The sequence below is a fragment of the Mycobacterium colombiense genome (assembly GCF_003284975.1).
GTDB lineage: Bacteria > Actinomycetota > Actinomycetes > Mycobacteriales > Mycobacteriaceae > Mycobacterium > Mycobacterium europaeum_A.
The window spans coordinates 46,282-69,170 of sequence record NZ_QMEU01000004.1 but is presented as its reverse complement, the minus strand read 5'-3'; the positions used below and the strand labels follow the sequence as shown (position 1 = coordinate 69,170).

At 66.8% G+C, this 22,889-nt stretch carries 22 protein-coding genes; 10 read left to right on the top strand and 12 right to left on the bottom strand.

Features of this window, described 5'->3' with window-relative positions; all coding sequences use genetic code 11:
• Positions 1 to 3: 3 nt before the first annotated feature.
• Genes DQP58_RS02885 through DQP58_RS02870 form a run of 4 tightly spaced genes read right to left on the bottom strand, consistent with a single transcriptional unit; the run spans position 4 to position 3,184 of the window.
• A complete protein-coding gene (locus tag DQP58_RS02885) occupies positions 4 to 969 on the bottom strand; it encodes a phosphotransferase family protein (RefSeq protein ID WP_112706995.1) in 966 nt (321 codons plus the stop codon).
• The gene (locus DQP58_RS02880; protein ID WP_112706994.1) at positions 966 to 1,772 is read right to left on the bottom strand and encodes an SDR family NAD(P)-dependent oxidoreductase; all 807 of its coding nucleotides are present in this window, start codon (positions 1,770 to 1,772) and stop codon (positions 966 to 968) included. The genes DQP58_RS02885 and DQP58_RS02880 overlap by 4 nt, the downstream gene beginning before the upstream one ends.
• 60 nt (positions 1,773 to 1,832) lie before the next feature.
• The gene (locus DQP58_RS02875) at positions 1,833 to 2,270 is read right to left on the bottom strand and encodes a DoxX family protein (protein ID WP_112706993.1); all 438 of its coding nucleotides are present in this window, start codon (positions 2,268 to 2,270) and stop codon (positions 1,833 to 1,835) included.
• A complete protein-coding gene (locus DQP58_RS02870) occupies positions 2,267 to 3,184 on the bottom strand; it encodes an alpha/beta hydrolase (protein ID WP_112706992.1) in 918 nt (305 codons plus the stop codon). Before DQP58_RS02870 ends, DQP58_RS02875 begins: the two co-directional genes overlap by 4 nt.
• Positions 3,185 to 3,241: 57 nt before the next feature.
• Here DQP58_RS02870 and DQP58_RS02865 point away from each other — a divergent pair, with 57 nt between their 5' ends.
• The 9 genes from DQP58_RS02865 (at position 3,242) to DQP58_RS02830 (ending at position 15,802) form a co-directional block, all read left to right on the top strand.
• A complete protein-coding gene (locus tag DQP58_RS02865; RefSeq protein ID WP_112706991.1) occupies positions 3,242 to 3,565 on the top strand; it encodes a DMT family transporter in 324 nt (107 codons plus the stop codon).
• Between the two features lie 254 nt (positions 3,566 to 3,819).
• Complete coding sequence (locus tag DQP58_RS02860) at positions 3,820 to 6,255, top strand: glycogen/starch/alpha-glucan phosphorylase (RefSeq protein ID WP_112707052.1); 2,436 nt, start codon at positions 3,820 to 3,822, stop codon at positions 6,253 to 6,255.
• A 148-nt stretch (positions 6,256 to 6,403) separates the two neighbouring features.
• Positions 6,404 to 7,894: a hypothetical protein gene (locus DQP58_RS02855; protein ID WP_112706990.1), complete on the top strand. Its 1,491-nt coding sequence runs from the start codon at positions 6,404 to 6,406 to the stop codon at positions 7,892 to 7,894.
• Between the two features lie 31 nt (positions 7,895 to 7,925).
• Entirely contained in the window at positions 7,926 to 8,099 is a 174-nt protein-coding gene (locus DQP58_RS26690; protein WP_165827779.1) for a hypothetical protein, read from the top strand.
• A gap of 35 nt (positions 8,100 to 8,134) precedes the next feature.
• Complete coding sequence (locus DQP58_RS02850) at positions 8,135 to 8,560, top strand: hypothetical protein (protein WP_112706989.1); 426 nt, start codon at positions 8,135 to 8,137, stop codon at positions 8,558 to 8,560.
• A 199-nt stretch (positions 8,561 to 8,759) separates the two neighbouring features.
• Complete coding sequence (locus tag DQP58_RS02845; RefSeq protein ID WP_197497969.1) at positions 8,760 to 9,203, top strand: MmpS family transport accessory protein; 444 nt, start codon at positions 8,760 to 8,762, stop codon at positions 9,201 to 9,203.
• Positions 9,200 to 12,028, top strand: coding sequence for an RND family transporter (locus DQP58_RS02840; protein ID WP_112706988.1), 2,829 nt, complete (start codon positions 9,200 to 9,202; stop codon positions 12,026 to 12,028). The genes DQP58_RS02845 and DQP58_RS02840 overlap by 4 nt, the downstream gene beginning before the upstream one ends.
• A 17-nt stretch (positions 12,029 to 12,045) precedes the next feature.
• Positions 12,046 to 12,873, top strand: coding sequence for a mycofactocin-coupled SDR family oxidoreductase (locus DQP58_RS02835; protein ID WP_112706987.1), 828 nt, complete (start codon positions 12,046 to 12,048; stop codon positions 12,871 to 12,873).
• Between the two features lie 46 nt (positions 12,874 to 12,919).
• Positions 12,920 to 15,802 (top strand): ATP-binding cassette domain-containing protein, encoded by a 2,883-nt coding sequence (locus tag DQP58_RS02830; RefSeq protein ID WP_112706986.1) that lies wholly within the window; start codon positions 12,920 to 12,922, stop codon positions 15,800 to 15,802.
• Positions 15,803 to 15,807: 5 nt separating this feature from the next.
• Here DQP58_RS02830 and eno read toward each other — a convergent pair whose 3' ends face one another.
• A complete protein-coding gene (eno, locus tag DQP58_RS02825; RefSeq protein ID WP_112706985.1) occupies positions 15,808 to 17,088 on the bottom strand; it encodes a phosphopyruvate hydratase in 1,281 nt (426 codons plus the stop codon).
• A 164-nt stretch (positions 17,089 to 17,252) separates the two neighbouring features.
• Between eno and DQP58_RS02820 the strand changes: the two genes are divergently transcribed.
• Positions 17,253 to 17,444: a ferredoxin gene (locus DQP58_RS02820; RefSeq protein WP_112706984.1), complete on the top strand. Its 192-nt coding sequence runs from the start codon at positions 17,253 to 17,255 to the stop codon at positions 17,442 to 17,444.
• A 13-nt stretch (positions 17,445 to 17,457) separates the two neighbouring features.
• On the opposite strand, the gene DQP58_RS02815 is transcribed toward DQP58_RS02820, so the two are convergent.
• The 7 genes from DQP58_RS02815 to DQP58_RS02785 all read right to left on the bottom strand — a co-directional run bounded on the left by DQP58_RS02815 (position 17,458) and on the right by DQP58_RS02785 (position 22,887).
• On the bottom strand, positions 17,458 to 18,009 hold the full coding sequence (locus DQP58_RS02815; RefSeq protein ID WP_112706983.1) for a carboxymuconolactone decarboxylase family protein: 552 nt from the start codon (positions 18,007 to 18,009) through the stop codon (positions 17,458 to 17,460).
• A gap of 1 nt (position 18,010) precedes the next feature.
• The gene (locus DQP58_RS02810; protein ID WP_112706982.1) at positions 18,011 to 18,856 is read right to left on the bottom strand and encodes a TauD/TfdA dioxygenase family protein; all 846 of its coding nucleotides are present in this window, start codon (positions 18,854 to 18,856) and stop codon (positions 18,011 to 18,013) included.
• Between the two features lie 41 nt (positions 18,857 to 18,897).
• Positions 18,898 to 19,236, bottom strand: coding sequence for a hypothetical protein (locus tag DQP58_RS02805; protein WP_165827778.1), 339 nt, complete (start codon positions 19,234 to 19,236; stop codon positions 18,898 to 18,900).
• A complete protein-coding gene (locus DQP58_RS02800) occupies positions 19,233 to 20,495 on the bottom strand; it encodes an aromatic ring-hydroxylating oxygenase subunit alpha (RefSeq protein WP_112706981.1) in 1,263 nt (420 codons plus the stop codon). The genes DQP58_RS02805 and DQP58_RS02800 overlap by 4 nt, the downstream gene beginning before the upstream one ends.
• A gap of 13 nt (positions 20,496 to 20,508) precedes the next feature.
• Positions 20,509 to 21,252, bottom strand: coding sequence for an SDR family NAD(P)-dependent oxidoreductase (locus tag DQP58_RS02795; RefSeq protein WP_112706980.1), 744 nt, complete (start codon positions 21,250 to 21,252; stop codon positions 20,509 to 20,511).
• Positions 21,253 to 21,274: 22 nt separating this feature from the next.
• Positions 21,275 to 22,363: a ferredoxin--NADP reductase gene (locus tag DQP58_RS02790; RefSeq protein ID WP_112706979.1), complete on the bottom strand. Its 1,089-nt coding sequence runs from the start codon at positions 22,361 to 22,363 to the stop codon at positions 21,275 to 21,277.
• A 71-nt stretch (positions 22,364 to 22,434) separates the two neighbouring features.
• Positions 22,435 to 22,887 (bottom strand): MarR family winged helix-turn-helix transcriptional regulator, encoded by a 453-nt coding sequence (locus DQP58_RS02785; RefSeq protein WP_112706978.1) that lies wholly within the window; start codon positions 22,885 to 22,887, stop codon positions 22,435 to 22,437.
• Between the last annotated feature and the right edge of the window lie 2 nt (positions 22,888 to 22,889).

Genomic DNA, 22,889 nt, shown 5'->3' with positions numbered 1-22,889 from the left:
GCCTCAAGCCAGCGACGTCAAGGCGCGGTCGAGCAGCCTCGGCAAAATCGTTGCCATCGCTTCCACTTCGGCCCGCGGCGCCGCCCAGCGGCGATTGTGCTTGACGATCAGCGACCAGGTCGCCGTCGACTTGAAGCACGCCAGCGCCGTAAACCACGCCAAATCGGTTATTTCGCAACCTAACTCGGAGGCATAGAGCTCGGTGAGTTCGTCGATCGGCGGCACCATACCGTCGGGCGCGTCGACCCGGCGGTAGGTGTCCGGGTCGCAGTTGATCAGAAACCAGCCGGCATCGATGCGCGGATCGCCGATCGACCAGATCTCCCAGTCGATGATCGCGTTGATCCGCGATCCGGCCGTGAGCAGGTTGCCCAGCCGGAAGTCGCCGTGCACCACACACGCCGCCATGGCACGCGGCGCGCAATCGAGCAGCGCGTCATACACTTTCGGCCAGCCTGGGGCCAGCGCCGGGTCGACGGTCCGCAGCGTGTCGGACCACCGGTGGACTTCGGCGACCGGGTCGACCACGGGTTCATCGCCCAGCCCGAGGTCCGCCGGCGCGAGCCTGTGCAGCGCGGCCATCGCGCGGCAGGCATTCCGGTACCGATCGGTCAGGCCGTCGGTGCGCGGGCAGTGGTCGAACAGCGGTTCCACACAGTCGCCTTCGACATGTGTCATCACATACAGCGGCGGTGCGCCGGGCGGGTCCCCCGCGTCTTCCCACAGCACTTCCGGCACCGGAACGTGAGTTATCTTGAGCGCCTTGATGATGCGGGCCTGGCGGAGCACGTCGCGATGCGCGACGGGTGCGACGCCCGGCGGGGCCACCTTGATCACCACCCGCCGGCCATCCCTGCTGCCAGCGAAGGTGAGGCTGGAGGCGCCCCCGGCCAGCGGGGCGACGTCGGTGACGCCCGCGCCGTCGAGTCGGCGGCGCAGCTCGGTCGGATCGAGCTCGGCTCGGCTCATCCGGTCAGCGGGCCGGTCCTCGTCCAGCCGACCTCGGCGAGGAAGGGCTGGGTGTGCGCGATGCGCCCGGTCAGGGTCTTCGGATCGCCGGTGCACAGCCGCAACGCCGTCTCGGTGATCAGCGCGATGTCCTCGGTGTCGGTCTTGGCCAAATCGAGGGTGCCGGCGCCGGGCGTGGCCACGGGATTGGACGGGGCGGCGGCGTTGACCGCGATTCCGTCGTCGTACAGTTCGGCCGCGAGGCTTTTCGTCAATCGGTTGAGGGCGGCCTTGGCCGTGCCGTAGATGCCGAAGCCCGCCGTGCGGTCGAACTCGGAGAACGGCGGCCCGGGGGGCAGGTCACCGCCTACCGAGGTCAGGTTCAGGATCCAGCCGCGTCCGCGCTCGCGCATCGCGGGTATCGCCAGCTGACACAGGTGCAGGGGGCCGAGCACATGCATCTCCATCATCAGCCGCGCTCGCCGCTCGGGAAACCCGTCGAGGGGCCGCAGGAACGTCACGGCGGCGTTGTTGACCAGGATGTCGGGTGCGCCGACCGCGCCGGCCACCTCGGTGAAAAGCCGTTCACGGTCTTCGGTCTGGGACAGATCCGCCTGGACTGCAATGGCTTTCCCGCCCGCGGCGACGATCTCGTCGCGGGTCTGGCTCAGCGACCCCTGGTACTTGGGGTCGGGGTCCATGGTGCGGGCGGTCAGGGCCACCGTGGCTCCGTGCTCGGCCAGCCGTGTGGCGATCGCCCTGCCCAGGCCCCGGCTGCTGCCGGTGACCAGGGCCACCATGCCGTCGCACCGCTGCGCGCTCATCGTCGTCCTCCTCGGCCTGGCGGCCCTGCGGAAATGGCTTCTCCTTATCAGAGAATGCCATTATCGCCGGCGGAGGGGAAGCATTCGGCGTCGCGCGTCCAGGGAGTAGCTGCCGCCGCCGGTGAAAACCAGCAGGAAAAACGCAAAGCAGAACAGGATGGCCAACGCGCCCCCGTTGCCGGCCGGCGGATCGGCGACCGGCCACAGCGCCTGGGGTTGGTGGACCGAGAAGTAGGCGATCGCCATCTCCCCCGAGGCGACGAACGCGGCGGCGCGGGTGAACAACCCGCCGGCGACCAGCAGGCCCGCGACGATCTCGATCACTGCGGCATACCAGCCGGGCCAGGATCCGAACTCGACGACAACCGGCGAGCGGACGGGCCAATTGAACAGGCTCCGCGAACCGTACGCGGCGAAGAGCAAACCGTAGACGAGGCGAAACAGGCTCAGCACCGCCGGAGCGTGCCGGGCCAGGCGAGCGTCGAGACCATTCCTCACGAGGGACAGGCTACGGTCGCCGCCCAGGCGAGCAGGCGCCGCCACAGCCGATGCCGGCTCGACGCCATGTTGTGGCAGTGCGCGCTGCCGGCCACCACCAGGGTGGTGATGTCCGGGCTGCTCCGGTACAGGCCGGCCTCGGCGCGCGGATCCGGCGAGACGTCGACCACGCCGTAGCCGACCAGCACCGGGACGTCGATGCGCGCCGCATGCTCGGCGACGACGCCGGGGACCATCGCCGTGCCGAACACGCGCGGTACCACCGACTTGGCGGCGCTGGCGTCGGCCGCGACGACGTCGGCGGGAACGTCGGGGAGATGGAACCAGCTCTGCAGGTACTCGCGCGGCCCCTCGAAATACGGCCGACCGAGCGCGGACAGGATTTCGGTGGCCGCCTCGGCCCGGCCTTGCGGCGTGGCGCAACGCGCGATGAACGCCGCGTCCAGGTTCAACGGCGCGACGTGCTGGTTGGTGCAACCCAGCACCGCCAGCCCGGCATAACCGGGAAACAGCGCTTGCTGGGTGATGGCCAGGTACCCGCCCAGCGAATGCGCGACGGCGACCGGCGGCGCGTGGATGCCGATGGTGTCCGGCAGCGCGCTGACGGCTCGGGCCAGCGCGGCGGCGATATCGCTGAAGCCGAAATCACCTGTGGGCTGCGAGCTTTCGCCGGTACCCAGCGGGTCGATGGTCACGACGGCGTAGCCGTTCTCGGTGGCGAAGCGGGCGAAGCTGTACCCGTGGTGGCCGGGAATGTGCAGGTCCCAGTAGTCGCGGCTGTAGGTGCCGCCCGGCAGACACACCAGCAGCGCGACCGCGGCGTCGCGCGCGGGGTAGTACGTCGCCGCCAGCGACGCTGGCTGCCCGGTCACCTCGCCGACATCGAACGTCAATGAGCGCGGGGTGCGGGTCATAGGGCGTAATCCTTGGAGGTAAACACGTACGTGTACAGGGGTATGCAAGGAGGCGTTTTGACCTATCTCTTTCTCCTCGGCGCCATATTCGCAGAGGTGATAGCGACCAGCTTGCTCAAGAGCACCGAGGGGTTCAGCCGGCTGTGGCCGACCTTCGTCTGCCTGGTCGGTTATGCCGTCTCCTTCGCGCTGCTGGCGGTGTCGATCTCGCGCGGCATGCAGACCGACGTCGCCTACGCGCTGTGGTCGGCCATCGGTACGGCCCTGATCGTGCTGATCGCGGTGCTGTTTCTGGGCTCGCCGGTATCGCTGACCAAGGTCGCCGGTGTCGGCCTGATCATCGCCGGAGTGGTCACGCTGAATCTGGCCGGCGCGCACTGACCGCGGGGCCGTTTCGTCGCCGGCCCGTGGACTCCCGTTCACGTTTCCGACCTCTATTGCGGGCCTGGTGTGCAAACATCGCTGCAAGACTGACGGTCTGTCGCCACCGGGCATTGCAGCGGCCCGGGGCGGTGCTGCCCGCCACCCCCTAGCGAGTAGGACTCACCATGACCGATGTCGATCAGACGCCCTCCGATGGCCTGTCCCCCGGCAACCCCACCCGGGCCGACCTGATCGAGCACTCGCGCACCGGGATGAGCGCGGCCGCACTACAGCGCGCGATCAACGACCACCTGCGCTATTCGATCGGGCGTCCGGCGGCGGCCCGGCGCCCCGAGCACTACTACCGCGCGCTCGCCCTGGCCGTCCGTGATCGCATGCAGGACCGCCGGGTGGCCTCGACGCAGACCTCGCTGGACCTCGGCCGCAAGGTGACCTGCTACCTGTCAGCCGAGTTTCTGATGGGCCCGCAATTGGGCAACAACCTGCTGAACCTCCAGATGGAGCGGGCCGCGCGCGAGGCTCTGGCGGCCATGGGCCAGAACCTCGACACGGTCCTGGCCTGCGAGGAGGAACCCGGGCTCGGCAACGGCGGCCTGGGCAGGCTCGCCGCGTGCTACCTGGACTCGCTGGCCACCCTGGAGCGCCCGGCGATCGGCTACGGCATCCGCTACGAATTCGGCATCTTCGATCAGGAAATCCACGACGGCTGGCAGGTCGAGCAGACCGACAACTGGCTGGACAACGGAAACCCTTGGGAGATCGCCAAACCCGACGTCAGCTTCCTGGTCAAGTGGGGCGGCTATGCCGAGCACTACACCGATGAGGCCGGCCACGACCGCGTCCGCTGGGTGCCCGGACGGCTACTGAAAGGCACCGCCTACGACACACCCATCCAGGGCTACGGCGTCAACACCTGCAACGTGCTGACGCTGTGGAGCGCGCGCGCCGTCAAATCGTTTGCGTTGGATGCCTTCAACACCGGCGACTACTACAAGGCGGTCGAGGACGAGGTCACGTCCGAGACGGTCACCAAGGTGCTGTACCCCAATGACGAGCCCGAGGCCGGCAAGCGGCTGCGCCTGCTGCAGCAGTACTTCTTCGTGTCCTGCTCGCTGCAACACGTGCTGCACATCATGGACGACCTCGCCGACGTGTCCGTCAAGGAACTACCGCAGCGGTTTGCCCTGCAGCTCAACGACACCCATCCCTCGATCGGGGTCGCCGAGCTGATGCGGTTGCTGGTCGACGAGCGCGAGCTGGACTGGGACGCGGCGTGGGACATCACCGTCGCGACGTTCGGATACACCAACCACACCCTGCTGCCCGAGGCGCTGGAAACCTGGCCGCTGGAGATGTTCGCCGAGTCGCTGCCGCGCCACCTCGAGATCATCTACGAGATCAACCGCCGGTTCCTCGACGAGGTGCGCGCCCGCTTCCCCGGCGACGAGGACCGCGTTGCCCGGATGTCCTTGATCGGTGAGAACGGCGGCAAGAATGTCCGGATGGCGCACCTGGCCACCGTCGGCAGCCACGCCATCAACGGCGTCGCCGCCCTCCATTCGGAGCTGCTGAAAAGCAGTGTGCTGAAAGACTTTTACGAGATGTGGCCAGAACGGTTCAGCAACAAGACGAACGGCGTGACACCGCGCCGCTTCCTCGCGCTGGCCAACCCCGGGCTGCGCGAACTGCTGGACCGCACGGTCGGCGACGGCTGGTTGACCGATCTGGGCCGGCTGCGCGGGCTCGAGCCGTTCGTCGAGGATGCGGCCTTCCGGCGCGAGTGGCGCGACATCAAGCGCAACAACAAGTCCCGCCTGGCCAGATACGTCCACTCGGTGGCCGGTGTCGAACTGAACCCGGACTGGATGTTCGACGTCCAGGTCAAGCGCATCCACGAGTACAAGCGCCAGCACCTGAACGTCCTGCACGTCGTCGCGCTGTATCACCGCCTGAAGCAGAATCCGGGCCTGTCGATCCCGCCGCGGGCCTTCATCTTCGGCGGCAAGGCCGCGCCCGGATACTTCCTGGCCAAGCGGATCATCAAGCTCATCAACGCGGTCGCCAAAACCGTGAACGCCGACCCGGACGTGAACCGGTTCCTCAAGGTGGCCTTCGTGCCGAACTTCAACGTGCAAAACGCCCACCTGATCTACCCGGCGGCCGATCTGTCCGAACAGATCTCCACCGCGGGCAAGGAGGCTTCGGGCACCGGGAACATGAAGTTCATGATCAACGGGGCCCTGACCATCGGCACGCTGGACGGGGCGAACGTCGAGATGCGCGACGAAGTCGGGCCGGAGAACTTTTTCCTGTTCGGGCTCACCGAGCAGCAAGTCGGGGCGGTCAAGGCCGACGGGTATCGCCCGGGTGATTACATCGACGGCGACGACGAGCTGCGCGCTGTGCTGGATCTGATTGCCGCGGGGACGTTTTCGCGCGGGGACACCGAGGTGTTCAAGCCCGTCGTGGACAACCTGCGTTACGACGATCCGTTCCTGGTGTGCGCCGACTACGCGTCGTATGTGGACTGTCAGGAACGGGTCGGCGCGGCGTGGCAGGATCGCGAGTCGTGGACGAAGATGTCGATCCTCAATACCGCGCGCAGCGGCAAGTTCTCGTCCGATCGCGCCATCACCGAGTACTGCGACGAGATCTGGAACGTCTGGCCGCTGACGGTCAAGATCTAGCGCCGGCCGGGTAGTCCGGTCGCGACCGGCCCAACCCGCCCCGCGGCAGAGCCGCCCGAAACGGGCTAGGGTGGGCGCTCACGAGCAGGGTGCACTGGGACGTTGTCGCGGCCCCGCGATCGAGAGAACGACTCGTGGCAGGAGAGATGTGACCTTACGCTTCCGCAGCCTTGTCCTGGTGCCGCTGACCGTGGCACTGGCCGTGCTGTTGGTGCCGAGCGCTTCGGCCGACACTTACACGGACCAGCTGGTGAGCAGGTTCGACGCCCAGACGCATGTGGTGGTCGATCCGGGTGCCAGACCACCGCTGCAGCACCCCGACAGGCTGAACGAGCAGATTCTCACCAGCTCGTGGAGGTGGAGTGCGGGCCCTCCGGTGTGGGTCGCGGCAGTGTCGCCCGCGCAGAGCGGGGTGACCACCGCCGACGCCGTACACACCGCCATGCTGGGCCGTAACGCCGAATTCAGCGGCGTCATCCTCGTCATCGACGCTCGCGGCTACCACGTGCGCGCCTACAACGTGCCCAAGGCGATCGCGGACAACGTCGACCAGTTCATGAATCAGTCGGCGAGGGAACATCGTAACGACCCGTACGGCGCCACGAGCGCCTTCGTCGGCAAGCTGGCGAGTGCCAACGCGGGCCCCGCCGGACCGGTGACCACGTCGCCGGTCGCGCATGAAAAGCACGACGAGTGGGCGTGGTTGAAGGTGACGCTGGTCATCTTCGGCATCGCGCTGGCCATGGCCGGCCTGTTCTGGTTCGCCGTCAGCCGAAACCGTAAGCATCGCAAGGATTCCGAGGCGCGCGAGGAGATCAAGCAGGAACTGATCACGGCCACGTCGAACGTCAGTGACCTGGACAACGCGGTGCTGACCGCCGACGGCGTCGACGTCAGCGCCGAGTCGCTCAAAGCCAACGCAAGCCTGTACGACGCCCGAAAGGCTTACGAGAAAGGCGATTACGGCGCCGCGCGGGCGCATTTGCGGGTGGTCGAGTCCACGGTCAACAAGGCCAACCGGAAGCTCGACCCACGCCAGCCCGACGTCGCCGCAGTGACCTCGGTCCCGGCCGACGACCGCAAGCAGGCCACGGTGCGCACCAAGGACCCCGACACCGGCGAAACGGTGACGATCAACAACAACAACTACAGCACCACCGCGCAGCCGGGTTACCCGTACTACTACGGCGGTGGCTACCACAACGGGATGTTCTTCTACCCCGGCTATTACCCGTACGCGTTCTGGGGTCCCGGCTGGACGTGGGCGCTGACCGACGTGCTGCTGATGGACGCGCTGCTTGACGATCATTGGGGCGGCAACTACGAGCGCGGCTTCGAGGCCGGCCGCGACTCCGCGTTCGCCGATGCGAACAGCTACGGCTACGACGGCGGACAGCAAACCGGTTACGACAGCGCGCCGGCCGATGTGGGGTTCACCGGCGGCTACCAGGACTCCGGTGGCGCCGACGTCGGATTCGCGGGCAACGACGCCACCTACTCCGGCGGCGGTGACGTGGGGTTCGACGGTGGCTGGGATTCCGGCGGCGGCTGGGATTCCGGCGGCTCCGATTTCGGGGGCGGTTCGGACTTCGGCGGCGGCGGTTCCGATTCCGGCGGTGGTGGCGACTTCGGGTTTTGAGGTCTCGCCGCCGAGAAGTTAGGTTCCTGCAATGAGTACGGACAAGATCAATCGCGCCATCCTGCTCACCATGGTGGTGATCGGGACGATCGCCTACTGCTTGCTGTACAGCCACGCCTCGGTCGTCTTCAAGCTCCTGGTGCCGCTGGGCCTGATCGTCCTGCTCGGACTGGTCATCCGGGACGTGATCAGGGACCGAGATTAGTCTTCGGAAGTCCAACAGCGGAGCAAGGACTGAAAATGAGCACGTACTTCTATGGTCTGCTGACCATGGTCACCCTCGTCCTGGCCGTGACGCTGGCCGCCGTCGCCGCCGTGCACGTAAATCGCTTGGAGCGCCGAACGACTGCTCCGGTCAGTGAAGAGATCGGCAGCGCCAAAGCGGTTTTGCACAAGGTCCGCAAAGGCGAATCGATGTCCCCGGCCGAGGTGGACTACGCCAAGCAGGTCGTTGCCGATCGCGGTTCGTTGATGACCCTGTGCATCCCGGGCGCGTTGTTCATGCTCGGCTGCTTTTTCGTCTTCGGCAGTCTCTACCATCTGCATGGGGCGACGCCCTCGGAGCGCACATTCCTCGGGGTGATCCCCATGTTGACCTCGACAAACCTGGCCATTCAGATTCGCCGCAGCGCGCGGCTGCGGCGGCGGCTGAAGAAGCTGGCCTGACGCACGACGAGACTGGGCGTGCTGCGCCCACCGGGCGCCCGGGTGGGCCAGCTGGCCTTCGAGGTCGTGTCCGGGTTGCGCTGTCCGGAGTCTTTGCACCATGATGTGTCAATTGAGCACATGACCGTCTACTATTTGGCGGGCACGAGGGCGGGGGGCACGATCACGATGTCCGGACCGGGTCGCGAGAGGTGATCGAATGAGCCCTCGTTTCGTCGGTCGGACCGTCCTCGCGCGAACCTGGATGCCGTTGGTCGCCGTGGTCGCGGTCGGCGTGGGCCTGCTCTGCATGTACAAGGTGCATCAGTTCTCCGAACCGGAGCCGGTCATCACCGTCAACGGTCCGCAGGCACCCGAGGAGTTCAATATCAAGCGGATCACCTACGAGGTGTTCGGCGACGCCGGCCAGGGCGGAAAACTCGTCTACGTCGACATCGACGGCCATCCGCATCAGGTCGACATCACCACCCTGCCGTGGTCCCACACGGAGACGACCACGCTCACGGTGGCGTCCGGCAGCATCTCGGTGCACGTCCACGGCGGTCAGGTCGGTTGCCGGATGTTGGTGGACGGCGTCATCCGCGACGAGCAATCCGGCGACCATCAGGACGCCGACGTCCAGTGCAGGGTCAAGTCGGCATGACCGAGCATCGCCTCGAGGAGCCCAGGGTCAAGCGTCCGTTCATCCCGAAAATGGTGCGCGCCCTGGCGATTCCGATCATCTTCTTCTGGGGCCTGCTCGCGGTCACCACCAATACCTTTATGCCCCAAGTGGAACGGGTCGCCGAAGAGCTCGCCGGGCCGATGGTCCCGCATTACGCGCCCTCGCAGCGGGCGCTGTTGCACATCGGCGAAAAGTTCCACGAATCCAACTCCACGAACCTGACCATGGTGGTGTTCGAGGCGAACCGGCGACTGGGCGACCAGGATCACCGGTACTACGACGATTTGATGCGCCGCCTGCAGAACGACACCAAACACGTCCAGTACGTGATGGATTTGTGGGGCAAACCGTTCACCGCGGCCGGGGCGCAAAGCGTCGACGGTAAGTGCACCTATGTGCTCCTTCGTCTCGCCGGTGACATCGGCCAGATCCAGGCCAACCAGTCCGTGGACGCCGTCCGCGACATCATCAAGAAGGACACGCCGCCGCCAGGCCTCAAGGTCTACGTCAGCGGCGCGGCTCCGCTGGCCTCCGACACGCTCACCATCGCCAATGCCAGCCTGAACAACGTCACGATCGTCACGATCATCCTCATCGTCGTGATGCTGCTGCTGGTGTACCGGACCCCGTCGACGCTGCTGGTGCCCCTGCTCGGCGTCCTCATCGAAATGCTTGTCGCCAAGGGCATCGTGTCGACCCTCGGGCATTACGGGTACATCGAATTGTCGTCGTTCGCGGTGAACATCGTCATCGCGCTGACCCTGGGGGCGGGGACCGATTACGGCATCTTCCTGATGGGCCGATATCACGAGGCGCGCCAGGCCGGCGAGAGCCGGGAGGACAGTTTCTACATCGCCTACAAGGGCGTGGCACCCATCATCATCGGCTCCGGACTGACGATCGCAGGCGCCTGTTACTGCCTGACGTTCGCGCGGCTCAACTACTTCCACACCATGGGGCCGGCCGTCGCGATCACCATGCTGTTCACTATCGCGGCGGCGATGACGCTGGGCCCGGCGGTGTTGACCGTGGGCAGCCTGTTCGGGATGTTCGACCCGAGAACCACCGTCCACGGGCGGCTTTATCGGCGCATCGGTGCGAGCGTGGTGCGCTGGCCGGTGCCGATCCTGGTGGCCAGTTCCGCCGTCGTCATGCTCGGCGCGATCTTCGTGCCGAGCTACCGGCAGAACTACGACGATCGCCAGTACCAACCTGCCAGTGCGCCTGCGAATCTCGGTTTCCAGGCCGCCGATCGACACTTCCCCAAGAGCAAGCTGTTCTCTGAGATGCTAATGGTCGAGACGGATCACGACATGCGCAACTCGGCCGACTTCATCTCGCTGGACCGCGTCGCCAGGGCGCTGATCCGGCTGCGTGGCGTGGCGATGGTGCAGGGCATGACGCGGCCGTTAGGCCGGGCGCTCGAGCACGCCAGCATTCCCTACCTGTTCACCACGCAGGGCAGCGGCAACGGTCAGCAACTCCCGTTCAACAGGGAGCAGAACTCCAACACCGATGCGCAGGCCGAGATCCAGGCGCACTCCGTGGCGGTGTTACGCAGGGAGATCGGCTTCTTCCAGAAGGTGTCCGACGAATTGCACCAGACGGTGCTCACCGTCGAGGACCTCAAACGGGTCAGCAACGAGATGAACGAGGAAGTGTCGAACCTCGACGATTTCTTCCGGCCCATCAAGAGCTACTTCTATTGGGAGAAACACTGTTTCGACATTCCGATCTGCTGGGCGTTCCGATCGCTGTGGGACACCATCGATCACATCGACCACTTGGCCGAAGACATCGACAAGGCCGAAATCTCCCTCGCGGAGGTGGACAAGGCCTTCCCGCAGATCATCGCCCAACTGAAGGCCACCGCCGACGACACCGAGGCGCTGCAGCTGAAGTTGGTCAACAGTTACGGCTCGGCCGACCTGCAGTCCATCCAGACCGAGCAGACCTTCGACGATTCGATCAACGTCGGCAACGACTTCGACAGGTCCCGCAGCGACGACTACTTCTACATCCCGCACGAGGCCTTCGACAACGAGGACCTCAAGGCGGGCATGAAGCTGATGATGTCGCCGGACGGCAAAGCCGCTCGTTTCATCGTCACCCACGAGGGTGACGCGATGGGCCCCGAAGGGGTCGAGCACGTCGAGCAGTTCCCCGACGCGATAAAGACGATCCTCAAAGAGACGTCGCTGGCCGGCGCCCGGGTCTATATCGGGGGCTCGGGGTCCAACGACAAAGACATCAAGCAATACGCGATGTCGGACCTGTTGATCGCGGCGATCGCGGCCTTCGTGCTGATCTTCCTGATCATGTTGTTCATCACGCGAAGCCTGGTGGCGGCCTTGGTGATTCCCGGCACCGTGGCCTTCTCCTACGCCGGGGCGTTCGGCCTGTCCATCCTCTTCTGGCAGCACCTCGTCGGCCTGCATCTGCACTGGCTCGTGCTGCCGCTGACGTTCATCATCCTGGTGGCCGTCGGATCGGACTACAACCTGCTGCTGATCAACCGGGTGAAAGAGGAGCTGCACGGCGGGATCCACACCGGCCTCATCCGCGCGCTCGGCAGCACCGGCGGCGTGGTGACCTCGGCCGGTCTGGTGTTCGCCTTCACCATGCTGGCCATGCTCACCAGCGATCTGAGGACCATCGGTCAGGTGGGATCGACCGTGTGCATCGGCCTGCTACTCGACACCCTCATCGTGCGTTCGTTCGTCGTGCCGTCCATCCTGCGGATCCTGGGACCGTGGTTCTGGTGGCCGACACTGGTGCGTCCCCGCCCGCTGCCGCAGGGTTAATGGAAGGCCGAGATAGCATGAGCGACAACGACAAACCGTTGGCCGGCCGGGTCGCGTTCGTCACCGGCGCCGCGCGCGGACAGGGCCGTTCGCATTGCGTGCGGCTGGCCCGGGCCGGGGCGGACGTCGTCGCCATCGACGCGTGCGGCCCGGTGGCGGCGAACAACGGCTACCCGGCCTCGACGCCGGAGGACCTGGCCGAAACGACGAGCCTGGTGGAAAGCGAAGGCCGCAAGATGCTGGCCGCGCAGGTCGATGTCCGCGACGCGGCGGGGCAACAACGGCTCGTCGAAGACGCGATCACCCAATTCGGCCGCCTGGACATCGTCGTCGCCAACGCCGGCGTGCTCAATTGGGGCCGGCTGTGGGAGATTTCGGCGCAGCAATGGCAGGACGTCCTCGACACCAACCTGACCGGAGTCTGGAACACCATCAAAGCGACTGTGCCGGCGATGATTCAGGCGGGCAACGGCGGCTCGATCATCACCATCAGCTCGGCCGCGGGCATCAAGGCCGTACCGGGCTGCGGTCATTACTGCGCCAGCAAGTTCGGCGTGGTCGGGCTGACGAACTCGCTGGCGGTCGAACTGGGTGGATACGGCATCCGGGTCAACTCGGTGCACCCCTACGGCACCGACACGCCCATGGGCAACGACCCCTCGATGTGGCAGCTCTTCGCCGACAACCAGACCTACATCCACAGCTTCTCGCCCGGCGCGCTGCCCACCGACTCGCTGGCCGACCCGAACCTGGTCTCCGACATCGTGTTGTGGCTCGCCAGCGACGCCTCGTCGCTTGTGACGGCCGCGCAAATTCCCGCGGACAAGGGCTACCTGAAGATTTGATAAGAGACGCAACGGGCGCCCCGCCGGCGACGGGCATAATCGTGTCGTGAAGGCACCCGGCGCTGCGATGCCGAAAACGCGGGCCGGATCGCTGCGACCCGGCGAGCTGGCGCAGGCATCGGTGATGGGCGCGTTATGCGCGGCGATCGCCATCATCGCGGTCGTCCTTCCGCACGGCGGGGGGCTGGGCCTGCTCGGCAGCGTGCCGACCGGGCTGCTGGCCTACCGCTACCGGATCCGCGTTCTGATCGCCGCGACGGTCGCCGCCGGTGTGATCGGCTTTCTGGTCGTCGGCCTGAGCGGCGTAGGAGCGATCGCGCTCTGCGCCTATGTCGGTGGGCTGGCCGGAACCGTCAAGCGCCACCGCCGCGGCACACCGACGGTGATCGCGGTGTCGTTCGGCGCGGGTGTCGTCGTCGGCGCCGGCATGGTCGCCGCCTTGACCGTCCTGACCCGCTTCCGCCAGCTCGCCTTCCACGCCGCCAGCGCCACCGTGGACGGCGCCGTCGCGGTCGTATCGCGGGTCGCGCAGCTGCGCGCGCCGGCGCAACAGTTCAAGGAGTTCTTCGCCGAGGCGCTGCACTACTGGCAGTGGCTCGTGCTGGGCTACGCCGTCTTCGTCATCGTGGGTGCTTCGCTGGTCGGTTGGTGGGCGCTGTCGCGGGTGCTGGAGCGACTGCGTGGGATTCCCGACGTGCACAAGCTGGACGCGCCGGCAGGCGGCGGCCCGATCCGGCCGGTCCCGGTGCGCCTGGAGCGGGTGCGGCTGCGCTACCCGCACGCCGACCACGACGCGTTGCGAGCGGTCAGCCTCGACGTGCGGACGGGCGAGCACATCGCGGTCACCGGGGCCAACGGGTCCGGGAAAACCACGCTGATGTTGATCCTGGCCGGGCGTGAACCGACATCGGGCGTCGTCGAGCGTCCCGGGGCGGTGGGGCTCGGTGAGCTCGGCGGCACCGCGGTCATCATGCAGCACCCGGAAAGCCAGGTGCTGGGCACGCGGGTCGCCGACGACGTGGTCTGGGGACTGCCGCCCGGCAAGACCACCGACATCCCCCGGCTTCTCGGCGAGGTCGGCTTGGGCGCGCTGGCCGACCGCGACACGGGCAGCCTGTCCGGCGGGGAGCTGCAGCGCCTGGCGGTGGCCGCGGCCCTGGCGCGCGAGCCGGCGCTGCTGATCGCCGACGAGGTCACCAGCATGGTCGACCGGCAGGGCCGGGAGCAGTTGCTCGCCGTCCTGTCCGGCCTCACCGAACGCCACCAGACGGCCCTGGTGCACATCACGCACTACAACGACGAGGCCGAATACGCCGACCGCGCAATCAATCTCGGCGACGCGTCACTCGACGCCGACCTGGTCCGCAGCGCGACCGCGCCGGCTCCCACGGTGACGAACGGACGTCCGGCCAGCCCGCCGGTGCTCGAACTCGTCCGTGTCGGACACGAATACGCCAGCGGCACCCCCTGGGCCCAGGCCGCGCTGCGCGACGTCAGCTTCGCGGTGCACGAGGGCGACGGGCTGTTGATCCACGGCGGCAACGGTTCCGGCAAATCGACCCTGGCCTGGATCATGGCCGGGTTGACCGTGCCGGCCACCGGCGCCTGTCTGCTGGACGGGCGCCCGACCGCCGACCAGGTCGGAGCGGTCGCGCTCCAATTCCAAGCGGCCCGACTGCAACTGATGCGCGGCCGGGTCGACCTGGAAGTGGCTTCGGCGGCCGGGTTTTCGCCCGCCGACCACGCGCGGGTGACCGCGGCGCTGGCGGCCGTCGGTCTGGACGCCGGGCTGGCCAAACGGCGCATCGACCAGCTCAGCGGTGGCCAGATGCGTCGGGTGGCGCTGGCCGGCCTGCTCGCCCGGTCGCCGCGGGTATTGATCCTCGACGAGCCGTTGGCGGGCCTGGATGCCGCCAGCCAGCGCGGCCTGGTCCAGCTGCTGGCCCAGCGGCGCCGCGACACCGGCCTGACCGTGGTGGTCATCTCGCACGACTTCGCCGGGCTTGCGGAGCTGTGCCCACGCACCCTGCACCTGCGTGACGGTTCGCTGGAACCGTCCCCGGTCGCGGCGCAGCACAATTCAGTGGCCGCCGCCCCGCCGGCGCAGCACCCGGCCGGCCGCCGTCGCCCCTTCGTGCTGCTGCGGCCGGTGCCGGGCACCTCCCCCATCCACGAGCTGTGGGTCGGAACGAAATTGTCTGTGGCATTCGGTATTTCGTTGCTGTTGACGTTCTTTCCCGGCTGGGTGGCGATCGGGCTCACCGCCGCCCTGGCGGCCACGGGAATCCGGCTCGCCCGCATCCCGCGGGGTGTGCTGCCGTCCGTACCGCGCTGGCTGTGGATCGTGCTGGTGATCGTCGGCGCCAACGCGGCATTCGCCGGCGGGAGTCCGTACATCCGGCTGGGATCGGCGTCGCTGGGCCTGGGCGGGCTGCTGGACTTCCTGCGCATCACCGTGCTGTCGCTGGTGTTGCTCGCCCTGGGCGCCCTGGTGTCGTGGACGACCAATGTTGCCCAAATCGCCCCGGCGGTCGCCACTTTGGGCGGCTTCCTGCGGCCGGTGCGGGTCCCGGTCGACGACTGGTCGGTGGCATTGGCGCTCGCGCTGCGCACCTTTCCGATGCTCATCGACGAATTTCGGGTGCTCTTCGCCGCTCGCCGGTTGCGGCCCAAACAGCCGCCGCAGACCCGCTGGGCCCGGCTGCGGCGCCCGGCGGCGGACGTGATCGACGTGGTCGTCGCGGTCATCACGGTGACGCTGCGCCGCGCCGACGAGATGGGCGATGCGATCACCGCCCGCGGCGGCACCGGCCAGATCTCGGCCGCCCCGTCGCGGCCGAAACCGGCCGACTGGGTGGCGCTTTCGATCGTGTTGGGGGTGTGCGGGACCGCGGTGGCCGCCGAACTCGCCCTGGTCGCCGGCCACTGACGCTTTTAGAACCTCGCCAACGCCGGCACGTCCGCCAACGCGCAATCCGGGATGTCTTCGGCCGCGCGCAGCAGGAAGTTGAGCTTTGCGATGCGCTCGCCCGAGCGCGGTGCGCCGTTCTTTTGAAACGGTGCCGCCAGGCCCACCGCCAGATCCATCACGACATCGTCGATGACGCCACCCGAACGGCCCGAGGGAATCGCCAAAACGGCGTTGCGCGTGGCGTATTCGAAGCAGTCGAGCGCCTCGGCGATGGTGCCGACCTGGTTGGGCTTCAGCACGAAACCGTCCACGGCGGACGATTCGACCGCCCGCTGCAGGCGGGCGCGGTTGGTGACGATCAGGTCGTCGCCCAGGATGATCGAACGGTTCACGGTCTGCACCGCTTTGGCGAACCCGGTCCAGTCGTCACCGTCCAGCAGGTCCTCGATGAACAACATCGGAAACTCCTGGGACAGGGCGCGGGCGAAGTCGATCAGCTCCTCCGCGGTCACCCGCTCACCGTTGAACGCGTATGTGGCAGAGTCGCTGTCGTACACCTCGCTGGACGCGCAGTCCAGCGCGAACGCCATGATGTCGGCGCAGCCGGCCCGCTCGACGGCCTCGGCCAGCACCTCCATGACGGCGTGCGGGTCACTGGACGGCGCGATGTATCCGTACGACGACGCCAGCATCGGCGCGCGGCCCAGTCGCTCGGCGAGCACCTCGCCGAGCGTCTCGAACAGACTCACCCCCCTTTCGACCGCGGATTCGATCGAGTCCGCGCGGTACGGCACCACCAGGAATTCACTGAAAGTCTGGCGGACGTCACCGTAGTGCCCACCATTGATCATGTTGAAGCTGGGCACCGGGACGGTAGTGGGCGGTTCGAGCCCGAGCAGTTCGCCGACGTAGGTATAGGTGGGCCTGCCCGCCTCGGCGGCGGCCGCGCGCAGCAGCGCGACCGACGTGGAGTAGATCGCGTTGCCGCCGAGCCGGTGCTTGTCCGGTGTGCCGTCGAGCGCGATCAGCACCCGGTCCAGGGATCGCGGATCGTCGAGCTCCGCGCCAATGAGGGCCGGGGCGATTTCGTCGTTCACCGCGGCGATGGCGCGGTGCACGCTCAGGCCGTTGTATCTGGTCCGGTCCCCGTCCCGTAGGACGTACGCCTCGTGCGACCCCACCGAGCTGCCGGTCGGAGATGCGCCGCGGCCGACAAAGCCGGTGTCGGTGGTGATTTCGACTTCCAGAAGGGGCCGGGCTTTGCAGTCCAGCAGTTGGCGGGCGATGACGGATGCGATCTTCATCGTCGACCTCCCGGACCCAGGGTTCCAGCCTAAGACCGCGGCACTGAGAGGTCACTGAGAAGTCGCGGATCCGAGGTCATTTCCCGCCCGGCCGCCCTAAGCTAGCGTTTACACAATTTGTACTGTAAAAACTCCGAGCTCTCGATCGGAGAAGGAGGATCTTCATGCGGCCGGTAGTGAACCTTGATCGGTGCGAAGGCAATGCCTACTGCGTGAACATCGCGCCGGATGTCTTCCGGCTCGACGATGACGATTACGCGGTGGTCACCGCCGATCCGGTGCCCGTCGAGCAGGAGGCGTTGGTCGAGCGGGCGATCGTCGAGTGCCCGCGCGCCGCCCTGTCCCGCGAGGACTAGCGGGCGACCAGGTCTAGCCGTGCTCCTCCTGAACGCCGAAGGTATTGACCGCCAAGGCCAGCAGGAGGTAGCCGCCGATGGTGAAGGTCAGGTCCATGCACTGCGGCTGGGTGAACAACTCGCACAGCAGACCCCAGGTCGCCTGGCTGATCGTGCTGTCGGCGGTGAGATCGTCGACGGCCCGGATCACGGCCTGGTCCGTCCGATCGGCGCAGTGTCCGGCTTGGATGCCGTCGATCTCGGATTCGGTCAGGCCGGCGCGCAGGGCGATCGGGATGTGGTGTGACCACAGGTAGCCGCAGTTGCTGCGGTGCACCACGCGCAGCAGCGCGACTTCTCGCACGCGGGGCGACAGCGTCGACCGGGTGAGCAGGTAGGCGTTGAACGGCAGGTAGGCCGCGGTCAGCTCGGGATGGCGGACCATGGTCGACAGAACATTGCCCGCGCCAACGGGATTCGCCCGCTCGGCCGGGATCAGGGACGCCAGCGCCGTACGCGCGCCCTCGTCCCACTCGTCGGCGGGTAACGGTGACAGGCGCAGCGGATGTCCGTCGGACGCGGTCATGCTATTGGATCGGTTCGTCGCCGAGCACGGTGGTGCGCAGCATTTCGCGTTGCGAGTCCGGGTCGTAGGGGGCCGCGCGGTGCAGCACCCCGCGGTTGTCCCAGATGACGGTGTCGCCGACCGACCAGCTGTGGCTGTACACCTTGTCGGGCACCGTTGCGCGCCCGAGCAACTCGTCGAGCAGGGCTCGTCCCTCGTCGAGATCCATGCCGACGACGTAGTCAGCGGAGGCGCCCAGCACCAGCGATTTGCGGCCGCTGCGGTGAGTCCACACCAGCGGATGTTCGTGCGTGCGCCGGGACCGCCAGCGCTGCACCTGTTCCGGCGAGGGGTCGGGGTAGACGCGGCGCTGGGACGCTTCCAGTGAGTGCACCACACGCAGCGTGCCGAACCGCTCCTTCTCGTCCTCGGTCAGGGCGTCGTAGGCGGCGTAGGAGTTGGCGAATTCGGTTTCGCCGCCCCATTCGGCGACCTGCACGGCCGTCAACACGGTGGCCTTCTGCGGGCATTCGTCGCCCAGCGGTGTGCAGCCGTCGATGTGCCAGTCGAAGGTGGCCTTCAAATAGGCGGCCGAGGCGTTCTTGGACTTGTCCAAGGTGATCGGGTAGATGCCGGCCACCGGGTGATGACCGTCGGACGAGTGGTCGATCTCGCCGAGGCGGCGGCAGAACTCGACCTGGGCCGCCGGGTCGAGCTGCAGACCGCGGAACACCAGAACGCCGTTGTCCTCCAACGCGTCCAGGACGGCTGCACCCACCGAATCGTCGCCCGCCAGCGCGGCCGGCTCCAGGCCCGCGACTTCGGCACCGACGGATTCGGTGAGCTTGGTGATGGTGAGCAGACTCATCGTCGCTCCTTTCGAAGAAGGGATGTCTGGCGGCGGAAACCTCAGGGCACCGGGCCACCGGTGCGGATCATGACCGCGTCGGCGGCGTCGACCGGGGCGGGTTGATGCATGATCTCCACCGCCATGGCGACCATGATCAGCGAATAGATCATGTGCAACAGGTTCAGTGCGTCGTCGGGCACGTTGTCCAGGGGAAACTTGTCGCAATACTCGATCGCCTCTTCGAGCCGGGGGAAGAACGTGTCGTAGAAGTCGCGCAGTTCGGGCATCGACGAGTTGACCCGGGCGTTCCAGCGTTCGGTTTCGGTTGCCAAGCACCAGGTTTCGGCATAGCCCTCCAACTCGGCGAAGGCGCTGGGCAGCTTGACAGGCATGGTCACACCCCCACCGAATCCCGTTCGCGGCGATAGGCTTCGACCCAGTCGACCACGACCTTGTGCAGGTGGCGCACCAAGATCTCTTGATCGTTGAGGGGGAAGTCGTCGACGATCCCGTACTCGAGCGCCGCCTGCGTCCCGCCAAGCATCCCGGCGTCTTGCAGCGCAAACTCTTTGAGCACCACCGAGGCGACTTCGTGCTCGATGCGCTCCCGCACGGTGCGCGCCGGATGGAAGTAGGTGTAGGCCTCAAATCGATGCGTGTTGTGCGAGGTGGGCCAGTACCGGTACAGCAGATACCACCCGCCATAGATCAAGATCTCGATGTTCGGGAAGATCTGGAAATTGCTGATGCCCCAGGGCTCGATCCCGCCAGGGTTGAGTCCGGCCGGCAGTTCGCCGATATCCGGGGTCCGCCACGGCCCCACCAGTCCACTGCGGGTGGCCCGCTCGATCGGATACATGTGTTCCGGCGGCAGCAGCCAGCGCCGCCGCCCGGCCGTGGAGACCAACCGGTGCGGGCCGTCGAGTTGGAAGTGCCCGCAAGTGAATCCGGCGTTGGGGTCGCGCACCTCGGAGGGGACCTGCTGTGAATGCAGCGAGGGCACGTGGTAGTACTCCTGGAAGGCGTCGGCGAAAATCTTCCAGTTGCTGTTGTTGTGCGCCACCCAGTCGTAGCGCTCGGTCAACTTGCCGAACGGGTAACCGTCGAGGCCGGTGATCATCGGACCGAGGAACTCCCGCAGGCTCTGGCGGGGTTCGGGGTCGAAGTTGATGAAGACGAAGCCGTTCCACACGTCGCAGTGCACCGGCCGCAATCCGTACTGCGCGGGGTCCAGGTCGAAGAACTCCGATTCTTGCTGGACGAACTTCAAGGCGCCCTGCAGGTCGTAGCGCCAGCCGTGGTACTTGCAGGTGAACTGCCGACACGTCCCGCGCGTCTCCTCGCCCGGAAAGTCGTTCCACACCAGCTTGTTTCCGCGGTGACGGCACACGTTGTAGAACGCCCGGATGCGCTCGTCCTTGCCCTTGACCAGGATCACCGAGACGCCGACGACTTCGATCTCCTTGGTCAGGTAGCTGCCGACACGCGGCAACTCCTCCACCCGCGCGAGGTTGAGCCACGCCCGTTTGAAGATCGCCTCGCGCTCGAGTTCGTAGAACTCTCGCGACGTCGAGTCCTTGAAAGACACGGGCCCCGTTCCCAATTCGGGATAGTGCTCGGTCCAGGAGCCCTCCGGGGGCCTGCCTGCTCTGGTCATCGAATCCTCACAATCACATCACCGCTCCGCCGTTGACGCCCAACACCTGGCCGGTGATGTACCTGGCTTCTTTTGAACACAGAAATCCCACGGCCGCGGCGATATCGGCGCCGGTGCCGAGGTAACCCAACGGGATGTTGCTGGCCATCTGCTCGTTGGACGGCAGGTATCCGGCGGCCTGGCCCTGGTGCTGCATCGGGGTTTCGATGCCCGAGGGCGGAATGTTGTTCACCGTAATCCCGTGCGGCGCGTATTCGCGGGCCAACGACTTGGTCAAGGTGATCACCGCGCCTTTGGACGCCGCATAGTGGGCGGCGAACGGCGAGCCCCGCTGGGCGCTCGACGACGAGATCATCACGATCCTGCCCCAGCGCGCCTCCACCATGTCCGGCAGCGCGACCTGGCAGCAGTGAAAGGTGCCGGTGAGATTGACATCGATGATCCGCGACCAGGTTGCGGCACTGATCTCCAAGAACGGCGAGAAGTCGAACATGCCGGCACTGGTCACCAGGACCGTCACCGGGCCCAGCTCGCTGCGCACCTTCGCGAACGCCTGCTCCACGGCGGACCGATCGGTCACGTCGGCACCGACGCCCAACGCGGTCACACCGTCGGCGCGCAGGTCGTCGGTGACGCGTTGCGCGGCACGCTCATTGACATCGAGGACCGCGACTTTGAGTCCGCGCCGGCCCAATTCATGGCACGTCGCTTCGCCCATACCCGAGGCGCCTCCGGTCACCACCGCCACCCTGGTCATCGAGTCCGCTCCACCTTTTCCCTCACTCGTAGACCACCCGCACCGTGGGGCTGGTGGGCAGGGCCTGACACGTCAGCACCCAACCCTCCTCGACCTCGTCGGGATCGAGCGCGTCGTTGTTGATCATCCGGGCGCTGCCGTGGGTCAGGCGACCCATACACGTTCCGCACGAACCGATCTCACACGACGACGGCGCGCGCAGCCCGGCCATGCGGGCCGTCTGCAGCAACGTGTTGCCCGCATGGTACGGCGCGGTCGTCGTCGATCCGTCCAGCACGATGGTGACCTCGTCGGTCACCACCTCGGTGTCCGGCGGCGCCGCGGCGGCTACGTCGTCGACGTCGAAATGCTCGATGTGCAGGCGATCGGCCGGCAAGCCTGCCGCGCATACGGCGGTTCGCACTATCTCCATGAACTCGTTGGGCCCGCAGATGTATACGTCTGCGTCGCCGGCGTGGCGGACGAACGCCTCGATGTCCCCCCGGGTGACGAAGCCGGTGTTGTCGTCGAGGTGGTGGTGCAGGACGAATCGATCGGCGTGCCGCGCGGCCAGCGACGCCAAGGCATCGTCGAAGATCACCGCGTCGCGGCTGCGGTTGGCGTAGAACAATCGTGTGGCGCGGGTGCCCGACATCAGGGCCGTGCGCAGCAGCGAAAACACCGGCGTGATGCCACTTCCCCCGGCGAAGGCGATCAGAGCTCGGTCGGTCTCGCGCAACACGAAGCGACCCTGCGGCGGCAGGGCGGGCAGCTGGTCGCCGGGTGCGGCCGCGTCATTGAGCCAGTTCGACACCACACCGTCTCGGTCACGTTTGACGGTGATCTGCAGGTCTTCACCCGGTAACGACGACATCGAATAACACCGTCGATGCTGGCGTCCGTCGACGGTGACCAGCAGCGTCAGAAACTGCCCGGCTTGGTAGCCGAACTGTTGCGCGCTGCCCGGTGGGACATCGAGAACGATCGACACGGCGTCGCGGGTCTCGCGAACCACGCGCTTGATCCGCAGTGGCACAAAGCCATCCGGCGACGCGGCGATGCCGACACCGGCGCCCCCGGCGTCGGTCGCGGTCGCCAAACCGGCGTTTGTGATCGCGCGGATCTCACCCATCCCGGCCAGAGTATCAACTACTTGCGATTAGTCTCAAGTACTGGATACAGGCGCCGCCCGTCGACGGTCGGTCAACCGTCGACGTGGTCGTTGAACAGTTCGTGGCCGGTGCCCTTTTCGACCACCCGGCCCAGCAATTCGCGCAGGGTTTGTTGCTCCTGCTCGGTCAGCACGCCGAACACCTCCTGGTGGGCGGCGATCGCGTCGTTGACCACCGTTTCGGCGACCTTGCGGCCCTGGCCGGTGAGGTAGGCCCGCAGGATGCGCGCGTGCTGGGGATCCTGCTTTCTTTCCAACAGGCCGCGGCGGTCCAGGGCGGTGAGCGCGAGCTGGACGCCCTGCGGGCTGATCAGCAGTCGCCGCGCGAGCTCGGCGCCGGACAAGCCGGGTTCGTTGGCCAGTTGGCGCAGCACGCCGATCTGGGCGGTGCTCACGCCGTGTTCGCGCATCGCCTCGTTGATCGTGGTGAGTGAGTAGTAGAAGGCCTGCTTGAGCAGCCACAGGATGTTGTCGGTGAGTTCCATGC

Excerpts from the sequence above, each read along its gene's own strand:
- DQP58_RS02840 (WP_112706988.1), top strand. The coding sequence starts at position 9,200 with ATGACCGAGCATCGCCTCGAGGAGCCCAGGGTCAAGCGTCCGTTCATC.
- DQP58_RS02790 (WP_112706979.1), bottom strand. The coding sequence starts at position 22,363 with ATGGGTGAGATCCGCGCGATCACAAACGCCGGTTTGGCGACCGCGACC.
- DQP58_RS02850 (WP_112706989.1), top strand. The coding sequence starts at position 8,135 with ATGAGCACGTACTTCTATGGTCTGCTGACCATGGTCACCCTCGTCCTG.
- DQP58_RS02800 (WP_112706981.1), bottom strand. The coding sequence starts at position 20,495 with ATGACCAGAGCAGGCAGGCCCCCGGAGGGCTCCTGGACCGAGCACTAT.
- eno (WP_112706985.1), bottom strand. The coding sequence starts at position 17,088 with ATGAAGATCGCATCCGTCATCGCCCGCCAACTGCTGGACTGCAAAGCC.
- DQP58_RS02880 (WP_112706994.1), bottom strand. The coding sequence starts at position 1,772 with ATGAGCGCGCAGCGGTGCGACGGCATGGTGGCCCTGGTCACCGGCAGC.
- DQP58_RS02795 (WP_112706980.1), bottom strand. The coding sequence starts at position 21,252 with ATGACCAGGGTGGCGGTGGTGACCGGAGGCGCCTCGGGTATGGGCGAA.
- DQP58_RS02785 (WP_112706978.1), bottom strand. The coding sequence starts at position 22,887 with ATGGAACTCACCGACAACATCCTGTGGCTGCTCAAGCAGGCCTTCTAC.
- DQP58_RS02845 (WP_197497969.1), top strand. The coding sequence starts at position 8,760 with ATGAGCCCTCGTTTCGTCGGTCGGACCGTCCTCGCGCGAACCTGGATG.
- DQP58_RS02815 (WP_112706983.1), bottom strand. The coding sequence starts at position 18,009 with ATGACCGCGTCCGACGGACATCCGCTGCGCCTGTCACCGTTACCCGCC.
- DQP58_RS26690 (WP_165827779.1), top strand. The coding sequence starts at position 7,926 with ATGAGTACGGACAAGATCAATCGCGCCATCCTGCTCACCATGGTGGTG.
- DQP58_RS02810 (WP_112706982.1), bottom strand. The coding sequence starts at position 18,856 with ATGAGTCTGCTCACCATCACCAAGCTCACCGAATCCGTCGGTGCCGAA.
- DQP58_RS02885 (WP_112706995.1), bottom strand. The coding sequence starts at position 969 with ATGAGCCGAGCCGAGCTCGATCCGACCGAGCTGCGCCGCCGACTCGAC.
- DQP58_RS02820 (WP_112706984.1), top strand. The coding sequence starts at position 17,253 with ATGCGGCCGGTAGTGAACCTTGATCGGTGCGAAGGCAATGCCTACTGC.
- DQP58_RS02860 (WP_112707052.1), top strand. The coding sequence starts at position 3,820 with ATGAGCGCGGCCGCACTACAGCGCGCGATCAACGACCACCTGCGCTAT.
- DQP58_RS02870 (WP_112706992.1), bottom strand. The coding sequence starts at position 3,184 with ATGACCCGCACCCCGCGCTCATTGACGTTCGATGTCGGCGAGGTGACC.
- DQP58_RS02835 (WP_112706987.1), top strand. The coding sequence starts at position 12,046 with ATGAGCGACAACGACAAACCGTTGGCCGGCCGGGTCGCGTTCGTCACC.